This window comes from Marinomonas sp. UCMA 3892, from assembly GCF_012726345.1.
GTDB lineage: Bacteria > Pseudomonadota > Gammaproteobacteria > Pseudomonadales > Marinomonadaceae > Marinomonas.
Window position 1 is genome coordinate 236208 of record NZ_PTXN01000004.1, and the last position, 13743, is coordinate 249950.

The following is a 13743-nucleotide window of genomic DNA, read 5'->3' on the forward strand; positions in this document are numbered from 1 at the left end:
AATAAGTAGAAGTGTTCGTTATTGTCCGTTAGCAAGGCGAGTATGGCAATCTAAACGTAAAAAAGGCCTCCCAACGGGAAGCCTTTTTAATTGAAACTTGGGCTTAGGTTTGAGTCTTAAGCTTCGTTTTCGATGCGTTTGGTAATCACATACTGTTGTAATATGGATAGGGTGTTGTTTGTTACCCAGTAAAGTACCAAACCAGCCGGGAACCACAAGAAGAAGATAGAGAATGCCACTGGCATGATCTTCATGATTCGAGCTTGCATCGGATCTGGCGGTGTCGGGTTAAGCGATTGCTGAACAAACATACTGATACCCATTAAAATTGGCAGTATGAAGTACGGATCCATTACAGATAGATCGTGAATCCATAGGAAGAAAGGCGCATGGCGCAATTCAACGGATTCCATCAATACCCAGTACAACGAAAGGAATACTGGCATCTGAACCAAGATAGGCAAACAACCCCCTAATGGGTTGATTTTCTCTTTCTTGTACAGGGCCATCATTTCTTGCGACATTTTCTGACGATCATCGCCATACTTTTCTTTCAGCTTGGCTATTTCAGGTCCGAATTTGCGCATTTTCGCCATTGAACGGTAGCTTGCAGCTGATAGCTTGAAGAAAATCGCTTTTACACAAACTACGATCAGGATAATCGCAATCCCCCAGTTGATAACAAAAGATTGGATCAGTGTTAGCAACCAGAAAAGTGGTTTAGCTAACCACCATAACCAACCGTAATCGACTGTTAGGTCTAGGTTTTCGGCAGTGCTTTCTAGGTGATCTTGTAGTTTTGGACCAACATAGAAAGTCGAGCTCAATGTGCCTTGTTTACCTGGGGCAATTTCCACTGATGTGCCAGTGAAACCAATGATGTTAAAGTCACCATTAGTGCGAGCTTGCAAGGTTACTTTTTGACCTTGTTCAGGAATCCAAGCTGATACAAAGTAATGTTGAAGTACCGCAACCCAACCTTTGGTAGTGGTTGTTTTGATTGGGTCTTCTTTCATATCAGAGAAAGAAACTTTGGTGTATTTCGTTTGCTCATCAGAAATCGCGCCACCTAGATAAGGCTGTAAGCCCATGCTAGTTGCTTTGCTTGGATCGGGTGTGTTGTCACGTTTGATTTGTGCAAACAGGTTACCGCGCCAAGTGTTTGATGAGGTATTGTCTACCGTGATCAATTGGCGAATACGGTACTTACCTTTCATAAAGCGGAAGGTTTTCGTGTATTTAACGCCTTTTGCATCTGTGTAGTACAGATTCACATCAAGAGAATCTTCACCATCAGCTAAGGTGTAAGCCGTTTTTTCAGATTGGTAAACTGGACGACCCTCAGGAGAAGCGTCTGGACCATCTTGTCCAACTAAACCACTTTGAGTCACATAAGTGCGCTCGCTGCCATCTTCTAAGATGACAAATGGATCCGGCTGGCCTAATTCTTTTTTGTATTGAAGTAGAGCAGCTTCAACTAAGTCACCACCGACTGGATTGATCGCAACACGAAGGGTATCGGTTGTTACTTCAATCAATTTCCCAGGTGCGATTTTTGTCACACTTTGTGGAATTTCGGCATTGGCTTCGGTTGTGCTTTGAGTTGCCATAGGCAAATCATCGCTCATTTGAGAGTTTGTCTCAGATTGAGACTGTGTGCTTTGAGCTACGCTTTGAGTGGACTGAGGACCATAATCTTGGCTCCACTGTAAAAACAGTAGGTAGCCACTGATAAAAAGCGCACCCCATAAAAAGTAACGTCTGAAATCCATGGTATTCAACTAATTTGTTTGGTTGGACAATAGGTTCACAGAACCCTTATAAAAATCACGCGCTATTAAACCAGCCTTTGGCAGTTTTTTCAGCCTATTTCTGTCTAGATTGATCGCGTTTTTTATTTTGAGTGGGTTTTAGGGCTTTTTTTGCCAACTGATCCCATGCTTTATCGAGTCGGTTGTGCAAATCGGCGTTTTCCAGCTCTTTGATACCATGTCGTGCTAAGAAGACAATATCAAGGCCAGAAAGGGGAATTTTGTGGTGACGGAAGGAATCACGCACCAAACGTTTGATACGATTCCTGCCTACCGCGCGTTTATCCGTTTTCTTAGACACAATAAGACCCAACCGAGTTTGGTCATCATCTCGTTTTCGTGCCAATAAAAGGAATTCGCCTGCAAATACTTTGGAGGAGGTGTCGTTAAAGACAGATTGATAATCCCCGGCATTCAGAAGTCTGACATGCCGAGGAAAACAATATTCGGTCATCAGCGTACTTATGCGCTTAGAACCTTGCGGCCACGAGCACGACGACGAGCGATAACTTGACGTCCGCCTTTAGTAGCCATACGAGCACGGAAACCGTGGTTACGTTTGCGTTTTAGAACGCTAGGTTGGAAAGTTCTTTTCATCTTAATTCTCTCACTGAATGCAGTGTTTGAGTTTTGAGGGTTAGCGACCGCCAAGCCTCTACATTTGATTGGTCAAATCAGGGCGCGGATTTTAGAGCCTTTCCTCAGCAAATTCAATGCTTAGCACAGCTTAATTAATAAAAAAATAGCTACACAATCCATTAAACACTTACACACAGACTTCTACCTCACTAGTGGATAAAGAATATTTTATAAAATTATCTTATCCACAAGGATGGTTTTTTATTAATTTATGTGTATAAAAATCAAAAAGTTAAAAAGTTTTCCACTTGTGTATAATATTAAAATAAATCGTTTCTATCATGTGTATAAGTGAGTGGTTTATGCACAAGGGTGAAGTTTTATCTACTCCTGTGTATAACCTGTCATGTTATTAACATTTTTCGATTTAAGGCCGTATGTAGTTTTTTTCTATTTATATGTGGATAACTTTAAATGCCCGATGTAAAATCCGCTCCTTGTCTGTCACTCAACCAGGGAGTACGTCTACAGTGTCTTTGGAGCATTGGAATCTTTGTCTGCAGCGCTTGCAGAGTGAGTTTTCCACATCTCAGTTCAACACCTGGATTCGTCCATTGCAGGCTGAAATGCTGCCGAATGGAGAATTGTGCCTAAGTGCACCAAACCGTTTTGTGTTGGATTGGGTGAGTAACAAATATCAAACGCGCATAAAGGAATTATTGTCTGAATTTGCTGGCGATGATCTTGCACCGGCTTTAAAGCTGGCCGTGAAAGCTCAAAATTTTGCCCAAGCGAATCAGATGTCACCTCCACCTCCTCCGGTTTCAAGTGAACCGGCTATTAACCCTTTAAATAATGAAGTGGCGAGAGAGTCTGGCTACCGTCCGGGTTTTGGTTTAATGGATGACGAAGAAGGTAGCCCGAATGCTGACCTTGAGTTTGAAGCACCATTGACTTTGTCCGGTACTGGCTTGCGTGGTGAGCTTGAACCTTATGAACAGGGCCAACTGCCATTAACTGCGCCCAAACGTAAAGTACAGGTGGAAGGTGGTATTAACCACGGCGCGAATCTAAATAATTCGTTTACTTTTGATAACTTCATCGAAGGTAAATCCAACCAGTTGGCTCATGCTGCGGCATTGCAAGTCGCTGAGAATCCGGGCGGTGCTTACAATCCTCTCTTTATATATGGTGGGGTTGGCTTGGGTAAAACTCACTTAATGCAAGCCGTCGGTACTGAAATGATGCGCCATAATCCGAATGCTAAGGTGGTTTACCTGCATTCTGAGCGTTTTGTTGCTGACATGGTAAAAGCACTACAATTGAACGCGATTAATGATTTTAAACGTTATTATCGTTCTGTTGATGCTTTATTAATTGATGACATCCAGTTTTTTGCCGGTAAAGACCGTACACAAGAAGAGTTTTTTCACACCTTTAATGCTTTGTTAGAAGGTGGTCAGCAGATGATTTTGACCTGTGACCGCTATCCTAAAGAGATCCAAGGCTTGGAAGATCGTCTTAAGTCGCGTTTTGGTTGGGGATTAACGGTTGCTATTGAACCGCCGGAATTAGAAACACGAGTCGCCATTTTGATGCGTAAAGCAGATGAAAGTGGTATCAAGTTATCTTATGATTCCGCATTCTTTATCGCTCAGAAAATACGTTCAAACGTACGTGAGTTAGAAGGCGCGCTAAAACGTGTTATCGCTAACTCGCATTTTACTGGACGAGCGATTACGCCAGATTTTGTCCGCGAATCGTTAAAAGACCTTTTAGCCTTGCAAGATAAGCTGGTAAACATCGATAATATCCAGCGAATTGTGGCGGAATACTACAAAATTAAGATCAGTGATCTGTTGTCGAAACGCCGTAGTCGATCTGTTGCTCGTCCTCGCCAAGTGGCGATGTCGTTAGCAAAAGAATTGACCAACCACAGCTTGCCAGAAATTGGCGATGCATTTGGTGGCCGCGATCATACGACAGCCTTGCATGCGATTCGCAAGATTAAAGAACTGCAAGATACGGATTCTGATATTCGTGAAGACTACAAACAATTGATGCGAATTCTGACCACCTGATGGTCTAAGACTTTGAGTTTACGAGGAAAATAATGAAATTTTCAGTCGTCCGCGAGACACTTCTTAAGCCACTTCAACTAGTGGCAGGCGTTGTAGAGCGCAAACAAACCATGCCTGTCTTGGCCAATGTGTTGGTGGAAGTGAAAGACCAACTATTAACGCTTACCGGTTCTGATTTAGAGGTCGAATTGGTTGGTCATGTGCCATTAGATGAGTGCGAAGAAGGCCGTATTACCGTGCCTGCTCGTAAACTAATGGACATTTGCAAAAGTTTACCAGACAGTGCAGTAATTGAGTTCACCTTGGATGACCAAAAAGCGGTTATTCGTTCAGGTCGTTCTCGTTTTAGTTTGTCTACGTTGCCAGCCGATGAATTCCCGAATATCCAAGATATGCAAGGTGATTTAACGGTTTCTATCGCACAAAATAGCGTGCGTCGCTTGATCGACCGTACGGGTTTTGCGATGGCAAACCAAGATGTTCGTTACTACTTAAATGGTATGTTACTTGAAGTTGCAGACGGCCAATTACGTGTGGTCGCAACCGACGGACACCGTTTGGCGACGGCTGTGGAAGATGCTCAAGTGAGCGGTGATTTGACTCAAGTTATCGTGCCTCGCAAAGGCGTTTTGGAACTAAACCGCTTACTGAATGATACAGATGAAGTTGTTGAGCTAACGATAGGTACAAACCATATTCGCGCGAAAGTAGCAGAATATGTGTTTACCTCTAAATTAGTTGATGGCAAATTCCCTGATTATCATCGTGTTATTCCTCGAAATAATGAAAAAATCGTCATTGCTGACCGTTTGGAATTACGTCAAGTATTCCTTCGTGCATCGATTCTTTCCAACGAGAAATACCGTGGTGTGCGTTTGATTTTGTCTAACGGCATGTTGCAAGTGTTTGCCAATAACCCTGAGCAAGAAGAAGCCGAAGAATCCGTATTGGTGCAATACCAAGGTGACAATATGGAAGTGGGCTTCAATGTGGGTTACTTGTTAGACGTATTGGGTGTCGTAGACTCTCAAGAAGTGCGTTTATCATTGAATGATTCAAACAGCAGTGCCTTGATCGAAGAAGCACAAAGTCATGCAGCACAATATGTTGTGATGCCGATGCGTCTATAATCATCGCATACATAGATGATAGACCTATCACCCGCTTGGCGATTTAGTTTTCTAAAATGCCAAGTGGGTTGTCTTCCTTCCCCGATTAAGGTTTAAGAGTTATGCCGCTGGTGCGTTTGGACATCTCTCATGTTCGCAACCTTTCTAGTGTGCGCTTTGAACCTTCGCCCCAAGTAAATGTGATTGTTGGCAAAAATGGCAGTGGTAAAACCTCTGTTTTAGAAGCCATTCACTTATTGTCGTTTGGTCGTTCCTTTCGTAGTCACAAGCACAAGACCTATATTCAACACGAAAACGATGCCTGTATCGTTTTTGCGCAGCTTCATCAAAAGCAAGGCAGTCCGATCCGTGTCGGTTTACAGCATCATCGTGACGGTCAGATAGACGTTCGTATCCAAGGACAGCGTGCACAATCGGTTATTGAGCTTGCCGAACGTCTTCCTGTACAGCTAATTAACCCTGACGCATTTCGATTATTAGAGGGTTCTCCGAGCATTCGACGCCAATTTATCGACTGGGGTGCGTTTCATTTTGATAAAGACTTCATTCAGGCGTGGCGAGGCTGGCAAAAAGCATTAAAACAGCGGAATACCTTGCTCAGACGTGGTAAAATATCCCTCAGTTTATTGGCGGCATTTGATCAGGAATTGATCCGACTGGGTGAGCAGGTCAATCAATCTCGCAAAGCGTATGTTGAAAAGTTAACACCGCATTTTGTGAAGGTTTTATCGCTATTAACCACAGAGCTTTCGGTGAGTTTACAGTTCTTTCAAGGCTGGGATGCACAGAAAAATTTAGCCATGGCGGTTGAAGCGGGACGTGAGCGAGATATCGAGTTAGGTTATACGCACACAGGCCCACAAAGAGCTGATTTACGTGTGAAAACGGCGACGGGTGATGCGTTAGATACGCTGTCTCGTGGGCAACAAAAACTTGTTGTTTCCGCGTTAAAAATTGCTCAAGGACAGCTACTGATCGATATGGGTCGCCCTCTGGTATTTTTAGTGGATGATTTACCAGCTGAGTTGGACGCTAACCACAGACAGAAACTTTGTCAGTTGTTGGAGTCATTAAACAGCCAAATTTTTATTACCAGTGTCGAGCCTGATACAACGGATTTTACTTGGGCCGACACAACAGACGTTCGCCAATTTTCTATGACTAATGGTGAATTGTCTTTATTGAGCAAAGGTTTGCAGGAGAGTTAAATGAGTGAAAATAAATACGATTCGTCCAGTATCAAGGTGCTCAAAGGGCTAGATGCCGTACGTAAACGCCCTGGCATGTACATTGGTGATACTGACGATGGCACCGGTTTGCATCACATGGTGTTTGAAGTCGTGGATAACTCCATCGATGAAGCCCTTGCTGGTCACTGTGACACGATCACAGTACTGATTCACCCTGATGAATCGATTTCTGTTTCGGATAACGGCCGTGGTATTCCGGTTGATATACACGAAGAAGAAGGCGTTTCTGCCGCTGAAGTTATCATGACGGTACTTCACGCTGGTGGTAAGTTTGACGATAACTCATACAAGGTTTCCGGTGGTCTTCATGGTGTAGGTGTTTCAGTTGTAAACGCCCTATCTGAAGCGCTTACTTTGACCATTCGTAAAAATGGTAAAGTATACGAACAGTTTTACGCTCATGGTGTTCCACAAGCACCATTGGCTATCGTTGGCGACTCTGACGGTGCCGGAACAACAGTTCATTTTAAACCTTCTCCTGCTACTTTTAGCAACATATTGTTTGTTTATGACATCTTGGCGAAGCGCCTACGTGAATTGTCATTCTTGAACTCAGGTGTTGCTATCCGACTTAAAGACGAGCGCACTGGTAAAGAAGATTTCTTCAACTACACTGGTGGTTTGCGTTCTTTTGTTGAGCATTTGAATACTAATAAAACACCAATCAACGATATTTTTCACTTCATGTGCCAACGCGAAGACCTAGAAGACGGTATTGCCGTAGAAGTCGCATTGCAGTGGAACGAAGGCTTCCAAGAAAACATTTATTGTTACACCAATAATATTCCTCAACGTGACGGCGGTACTCACCTTGCTGGTTTCCGTGGTGCTTTGACTCGTACCCTAAACACTTTCATTGAGAAAGAAGGTTTAGCGAAGAAGCAAAAAGTGGCAACAACAGGCGACGACTGCCGTGAAGGTTTGACCGCGATCGTATCGGTGAAAGTACCGGATCCGAAATTCTCTTCTCAGACCAAAGATAAATTGGTGTCTTCTGAAGTAAAAACAGCAGTAGAACAAGAAATGACTAAGCGTTTCTCTGAGTTCTTACTAGAGAAACCAAATGAAGCCAAAATCATCGTTAACAAAATGATTGATGCGGCTCGTGCCCGTGAAGCGGCGCGTCGTGCTCGTGATATGACTCGTCGTAAAGGCGCGTTAGATATCGCAGGTTTGCCAGGTAAATTGGCCGATTGTCAGGAAAAAGACCCAGCGCTTTCCGAAATCTACCTAGTGGAGGGTGACTCTGCAGGTGGCTCGGCAAAACAAGGTCGTGATCGTCGTACACAAGCGATCTTGCCTCTGAAAGGTAAAATCCTGAACGTCGAAAAAGCACGTTTTGACAAAATGCTGGCGTCTGTTGAGGTAGGCACTCTGATTACCGCACTTGGTTGTGGTATCGGCCGTGACGAATTCAACGCCGACAAATTGCGTTACCACAGCATCGTTATCATGACCGATGCCGACGTGGATGGATCGCACATTCGTACCCTGCTTTTGACCTTCTTCTTCCGTCAAATGCCAGAAATCATCGAACGTGGTCACATCTTCATTGCGCAACCACCTTTGTTCAAAATCAAACGTGGTAAGCAAGAGCAGTACATCAAAGACGAAGCGGCACTAGATCAACACTTGATCGAAGTAGCATTAGATGGCGCTCACATGCATGTGAACGAAGATGCTCCAGGTATTCAAGGTGAGCATTTAGCGAAACTGATGCGTGATTACATTCACATTGAAGCGGATGTTGATCGTTTGGCTCGTGTGTATCCAAAAGATGTAATGGGTAAACTTCTGTACTGCAAACCATTGACTCAAGACGATTTAACCAAAGAAGCAGCGGTTATGGAGTGGGTTGAAGCTATTCGTAGCCAAATGCCACAAGATGCTCGTACGGGTTTCCGTTTTGACTTCTCGGTTGAAAAAGACGAAGAGCGAAATATCTATCTTCCAGTCGTCGACATCATGTCTCACGGCGTGTCTAACCGTTACCGCTTTGAAGGGACTTTCTTCAACTCGCCTGAATACAAACGCATTGTGGCTATGTCTGAAACCGTAGCGGAATTGTTTGGTGAAGAATCTTACATCCAACGTGGTGAGCGTCGTGAAACGGTGAAAACCATCTCTGACATGAAATCTTGGTTGATGAAAGAAGCGTCTCGCGGCATGACTATCCAGCGTTATAAGGGTCTGGGCGAGATGAACCCAGAACAACTTTGGGAAACCACCATGGATCCAGATGCACGTCGTATGCTTCGTGTGACCATTGATGACGCCGTAGCGGCTGACCAAATGTTCACCACCTTGATGGGTGATGAAGTTGAACCACGTCGTAACTTTATCCAAGACAATGCCTTGAACGTAGCGAACCTAGACGTTTAATTCAGTCTGAGTTTACTTACTAAAAAAACGGTTAGAGTGAAAATTCTAACCGTTTTTTTTATAGAAAAATTTGCGGTATAGACCTACAACGCTGCTTTAATGCTGTCTTCAATTTGCGTGGTTGGGCGGCCAATTAGCGTTGATAAATCTTTGCTGTCGCTGAACAAGGCTCCTTGGGACGCGTCAACTTCTGAGTCCGCAAGGATGGCTGCGAAGCCTTCTGGCAAGCCTGCGCCAACCAGGATTTTGGTGAATTCCGCTTCAGGAACGTTTTGATAAGCGACGGTTTTGCCTGATACCTTGCTGATCGCAGCAGCGTATTCGCTTAACGTGAAAGCATTATCGCCAGCCAGTTCATAGACTTTGCCCGCTTGTCCATCTTTAACCAGTACGGCCGCGGCCGCAGCAGCATAGTCTGCACGTGCTGCAGTAGACAGTTTTCCATCTTCGGCACAACCAACAACACCATGCTCTAGTGCGCCTGCTACGCCCATTGTGTAGTTTTCCGAGTACCAGCCATTGCGCAGTAATACATAGGGTACGCCAGATTCTGCCAATAGATTTTCGGTGGCTACGTGCTCTTGTGCCAAGATGAGTGGCGAGCTCTCCGCGTTTAAAATACTGGTGTAAGCCAGCAAGGAAACGCCCGCTTGTTTCGCCGCATGGATGACATTGCTGTGCTGAGCAGTACGTTGGCCCACTTCGCTTGACGAGATTAATAATACTTTTTCAACACCTTGCATTGCAGCAACAAGAGAGTTTTGGTCTGTGTAATCAGCTTGACGAACTTGTACGCCCTTTTCTGCCAAATCAGCCACTTTTTCTGGGTTACGAACCGCGGCAATAATGTTGCTTGCTGCTGTTTTTTCTAACAATGAAGCAATGACAAGACGACCAAGTTGGCCAGATGCGCCAGTAACTAAAATCATAATATTCTCCTTTGAGTTTTAAGTTGATGGAAGTAGAATAAATCACTAACAAACTTTTAGTAAGTACGTACAAAAAGGTAAGTATGGAAAATAATTTACAAACTTCACAGAACGGCATGTCGCGCTTATTTGATAAAGGCGATGTGTTTTCAGACAAATGCCCTTCACGTGATATTTTGAAACATGTCACCAGTCGTTGGGGTGTTTTGGTATTGTTCGCACTGAAGGACGGTGAAACACAGCGCTTTAGTGAGTTGCGTCGCAAGATATCAGGCGTCAGTGAAAAAATGCTGGCGCAAACTCTTCAAGCCTTGGAATTAGATGGCTTTGTGTTACGTACTTCTTATCCTGTGGTACCGCCTCATGTGGAATACAGTCTGACGGATTTAGGGCTAGAAGTGTCCGTTCGAGTGGCTAGTTTGGCTGATTGGATTGAAGACAATATTACCGATATTTTGGCTATACAATCACAACGAAATGAAGAGTTAGCGTCTTAAATGTATATTTATTAGTATTTAAATTGAGAGTGAGTACTCACACTAAATTGCTTATTTATAATAATCACTTACCTTTATCACCGTTGATTAATTGTATTTTGCTGTTTTTGTTTGGCGCTTTTTGTGTGCAGTCTTGGGCAGTTGGAACAAAGTTCTCCGCCGTCACGGCGAAAGTGTAAGCAGCAAGTATGACGCACAAAAACAGGTGTTTCTGTTTCTTGCTGACTTAGCCCAGCAAGAGCTTTTAATGGCAAATTCATCTCCTGCGCCCAAAGTTGAAAATCCGTTTCTAGGCTGTATTTTTGCTCATCGGGCAACAAATTATTTATAGCAATTAACGCACTCATTAACTGATCAGCAAGCAAACCTTGATACAGTGCCGGTCTTCCACCAAAGGCATCAACATGAGCTGTTTCAAAGGATTGAAACATCGTATTGAGCTGTTCACTGGCTGTTTTTATCAGCGTCTCGTGACTTCCCTCTTGCCACATTCCATCGGGTAAAAAATACCCAGCGACCATCTCGCCACTTTGCTTTTGTTCTATTTCTTGCAAGCGCAACGGCACAGCTTTGAGCTGATAAACGCAAATCATCGCCAGATAGATTGGTTGCCAGCAAGCCAACCCCCAACATCGAATACGCCAATAAGGCGCACCCGTTTCTGGGTGCGCCTCTTGTAGTGTTTCATGTAAAACAAGCAATGCTTGCTCTGGCTCTTTGGCTGATAAGTTGGTTGTGCTTTGTTTTTTATCAGACAAACTTTCTTGCCCATCCAGCACAGCAATGTAAGATCTTGCAATGTTGAAAAGACGATCTATAGGCCTTTCGATTTTTCTATACCTCTAGTATTGCTGCTAAGTTGTGCTATGAAATGTTTAGAACTCATATCGTGCACTGACTTCGAAGGCTCTTTCATCTCCGAACCAGCAGTTGGATTCGTCGTAGCAGCTGTAATAGGTTTCATCAAATACGTTGCTCATCGAAAACCTGACACTGGCTCCTTGCCATTGCGCAGACAGCATTGATAAGTCGTAACCTATGGATAAATCGACCAATGTAAAAGACGGTACGGTATTAGAATTTGCTGCGTCGAGCTGCATTTGGCCAACATAACGTACGCCTGCACCGAGTGATGTACCGGCTAATCTTCCTTCGGTTGGCGTATAAGTTAGCCAAGTATTAAATTGCTTTTTGGGTACCCAAACCGGCGTATTACCTTCTATGCCGCTGTTGTCTTTGGTGACTTCAACGTCTTGAAGTGTATAGGCGGCTTTTACGGTAATGTCAGATGTGATTGCTTTTTGTAACTCAAGTTCGATACCGCGAGATTGCATTTCTCCTACTTGAACTTTTTGGCTGTAGTCTGTGCTGTCTGGATCGCGGGTAAGCACATTACGTTTAGTGATTTCAAAGGCGGTCGCACTGGCGGTAATATCTCGTTTTTTGTATTTTAGCCCGGCTTCCCATTGGTCAGCTGTAGAGGTATCAAATGTTTTACCATTGCGGTCAGAGCCTGTGACAGGTTCGAAGCTTTGGGCATAACTTATGAATGGCGCTAGGCCATTATCAAATTCATACAGTGCGCCGGCTCGACCACTAAATTGGCTCTGATCGACCTTGGTATTGGTCGCTGCTCCGTATTTACGGCCCTTTTCAGTTGCTTTAAATTGATCGTAGCGGCCACCGGCAATAAAGACCCACTGATCAAGACGTATTTGATCTTGCAGGTACACGCCAGTTTGTTCTTTGTCGATAGTGAAATCGCTGCTGTAACCAGAGCCAGCAAAATCAAGGTTATCTCTAATAATCTGGTCGTGATTTGGGTTATATAGATCGATGCTAGGCGCTACGGCATCTTCGTATATCACGTCAGATTTGAGTTTTAGATAGTCCACGCCGACCAAGACATTATGTTCGGCATTGCCAATATCAAAAACGCCTGAAAATTGGTTGTCTATATTGATGCCCTCCGATTTTTCATCAGTCAGGTAAGCACGACGATTTAGAGTTCTTTCATCACTGTCTAAAGAGGAAGAGTAAGTGTTTTCTTGGTAAACTTTTGCTGTAGTGAAACGAGCATTTTGAAGAAAGCTCCAAGTATTATTTATTTTATGGTCGAGTTTATAGCCAAGTAAAAGCACATCTCTGTCGTAGGTTTCCCAGTTTGTGTCTCCCGCATAAGCATCTGAAGATAGTTTTCCATTGATGCTGCTATAGACGGTGCCTTTTGATGGCAAGGTAGAATAAATACCCATGCTTGGATCTTTCTGATAATACAGATTGAGGTTAAGCATAGTGTTCTCACTGATTCTCCAATCAATAGAGGGCGCTATCATGATGCGTTCTTCTTCTGATGTTACAGCTTGTCCGTCTTTTTTTCGCAATAGACCGACGACACGATAGTTCATTGTGTCGTTAATGGCACCTGTACTATCGATCTGTGTTTCGCGTTTATTATCGCTACCTAAGGTTAATTCCACACTATGCTGGCTCTCAGACTGAGGGGCTTTACTAATGAGGTTCACCATGCCCCCAGGAGGCATAGCGCCATAAAGTGTTGAGGTTGGGCCTTTGAATACTTCTACTTGTTCTACCGCTGCCATATCGATTTGTGGTTGTAGGTTCCAATCGTTATAGAGTAATTGCAGTCCGTCATAATAGGCTTTGTCATTTTCGAACCCTCGGATATTAAAAAAATCCAAACGTGTTACCGCACCGCCACGTAACTCAGTGTTAATACCTGAGGTGTATCGAACGGCTTCCGCAACAGTTTCCGTGCCTCTTTGTTGTAGTGAGCTTTGTTCAATCACTGAGATAGCTTGGGGTGTTTCTTCTGGATCTAATTGGGTTTTTGTCGCTGTATTTCGATAAGTCTGTCCCTTTACCACTAATGCACTTAATTGATCTTCTGACCTTGTATCTGTTGCTTCTGACGCATCAGCTGCGAGAGAGTAAGACGGTACTGAGGTAATTGCTAAAGCAAGCAAAGTGAGCTGGAAATGCACAGACGGTTTCATGTTAACTCCGAGAATAGAATAAAACAATATTGATAATGAATCTCATTTTAATTTTATTGGGAGTATA

At 43.8% G+C, this 13743-nt stretch carries 11 protein-coding genes; 5 read left to right on the forward strand and 6 right to left on the reverse strand.

The genetic code is table 11. From position 1 onward, the window contains the following. Nucleotides 1–116 precede the first annotated feature (116 nt). From yidC to rpmH, 3 genes are all read right to left on the reverse strand, one after another. Entirely contained in the window at nucleotides 117–1772 is a 1656-nt protein-coding gene (gene yidC, locus B6N13_RS07670; RefSeq protein ID WP_169459012.1) for a membrane protein insertase YidC, read from the reverse strand. 94 nt (nucleotides 1773–1866) lie between these two features. After that, entirely contained in the window at nucleotides 1867–2265 is a 399-nt protein-coding gene (rnpA, locus tag B6N13_RS07675; RefSeq protein WP_012072146.1) for a ribonuclease P protein component, read from the reverse strand. A gap of 8 nt (nucleotides 2266–2273) precedes the next feature. Then, nucleotides 2274–2408: a 50S ribosomal protein L34 gene (gene rpmH / locus B6N13_RS07680; protein ID WP_012072147.1), complete on the reverse strand. Its 135-nt coding sequence runs from the start codon at nucleotides 2406–2408 to the stop codon at nucleotides 2274–2276. Between the two features lie 512 nt (nucleotides 2409–2920). On the opposite strand from rpmH, the gene dnaA reads away from it, so the two are divergent. From dnaA to gyrB, 4 genes are all read left to right on the forward strand, one after another. Further along, on the forward strand, nucleotides 2921–4471 hold the full coding sequence (dnaA, locus tag B6N13_RS07685; RefSeq protein ID WP_011977839.1) for a chromosomal replication initiator protein DnaA: 1551 nt from the start codon (nucleotides 2921–2923) through the stop codon (nucleotides 4469–4471). A 32-nt stretch (nucleotides 4472–4503) separates the two neighbouring features. After that, on the forward strand, nucleotides 4504–5601 hold the full coding sequence (gene dnaN, locus B6N13_RS07690; RefSeq protein ID WP_011977840.1) for a DNA polymerase III subunit beta: 1098 nt from the start codon (nucleotides 4504–4506) through the stop codon (nucleotides 5599–5601). A 101-nt stretch (nucleotides 5602–5702) separates the two neighbouring features. Further along, nucleotides 5703–6809, forward strand: a complete 1107-nt coding sequence (gene recF / locus B6N13_RS07695; RefSeq protein ID WP_169459013.1) for a DNA replication/repair protein RecF — start codon at nucleotides 5703–5705, stop codon at nucleotides 6807–6809. Beyond that, complete coding sequence (gene gyrB / locus B6N13_RS07700; RefSeq protein WP_011977842.1) at nucleotides 6810–9233, forward strand: DNA topoisomerase (ATP-hydrolyzing) subunit B; 2424 nt, start codon at nucleotides 6810–6812, stop codon at nucleotides 9231–9233. A gap of 83 nt (nucleotides 9234–9316) precedes the next feature. Here the strand turns inward: gyrB and B6N13_RS07705 are convergent, their stop codons facing one another. Next, on the reverse strand, nucleotides 9317–10162 hold the full coding sequence (locus B6N13_RS07705; protein WP_169459014.1) for an SDR family oxidoreductase: 846 nt from the start codon (nucleotides 10160–10162) through the stop codon (nucleotides 9317–9319). A gap of 83 nt (nucleotides 10163–10245) precedes the next feature. Between B6N13_RS07705 and B6N13_RS07710 the strand changes: the two genes are divergently transcribed. Continuing rightward, the gene (locus tag B6N13_RS07710; RefSeq protein WP_011977844.1) at nucleotides 10246–10659 is read left to right on the forward strand and encodes a helix-turn-helix domain-containing protein; all 414 of its coding nucleotides are present in this window, start codon (nucleotides 10246–10248) and stop codon (nucleotides 10657–10659) included. Between the two features lie 77 nt (nucleotides 10660–10736). Here B6N13_RS07710 and B6N13_RS07715 read toward each other — a convergent pair whose 3' ends face one another. Beyond that, complete coding sequence (locus B6N13_RS07715) at nucleotides 10737–11489, reverse strand: siderophore ferric iron reductase (protein WP_348981530.1); 753 nt, start codon at nucleotides 11487–11489, stop codon at nucleotides 10737–10739. A gap of 45 nt (nucleotides 11490–11534) precedes the next feature. Continuing rightward, nucleotides 11535–13676, reverse strand: coding sequence for a TonB-dependent siderophore receptor (locus B6N13_RS07720; RefSeq protein WP_169459016.1), 2142 nt, complete (start codon nucleotides 13674–13676; stop codon nucleotides 11535–11537). Between the last annotated feature and the right edge of the window lie 67 nt (nucleotides 13677–13743).

Bases quoted from the DNA above. Each gene is read 5' to 3' on its own strand.
- B6N13_RS07720 (WP_169459016.1), bottom strand. From the start codon at position 13,676: ATGAAACCGTCTGTGCATTTCCAGCTCACTTTGCTTGCTTTAGCAATT.
- rnpA (WP_012072146.1), bottom strand. From the start codon at position 2,265: ATGACCGAATATTGTTTTCCTCGGCATGTCAGACTTCTGAATGCCGGG.
- gyrB (WP_011977842.1), top strand. From the start codon at position 6,810: ATGAGTGAAAATAAATACGATTCGTCCAGTATCAAGGTGCTCAAAGGG.
- rpmH (WP_012072147.1), bottom strand. From the start codon at position 2,408: ATGAAAAGAACTTTCCAACCTAGCGTTCTAAAACGCAAACGTAACCAC.
- recF (WP_169459013.1), top strand. From the start codon at position 5,703: ATGCCGCTGGTGCGTTTGGACATCTCTCATGTTCGCAACCTTTCTAGT.
- yidC (WP_169459012.1), bottom strand. From the start codon at position 1,772: ATGGATTTCAGACGTTACTTTTTATGGGGTGCGCTTTTTATCAGTGGC.
- B6N13_RS07705 (WP_169459014.1), bottom strand. From the start codon at position 10,162: ATGATTTTAGTTACTGGCGCATCTGGCCAACTTGGTCGTCTTGTCATT.
- B6N13_RS07710 (WP_011977844.1), top strand. From the start codon at position 10,246: ATGGAAAATAATTTACAAACTTCACAGAACGGCATGTCGCGCTTATTT.
- dnaN (WP_011977840.1), top strand. From the start codon at position 4,504: ATGAAATTTTCAGTCGTCCGCGAGACACTTCTTAAGCCACTTCAACTA.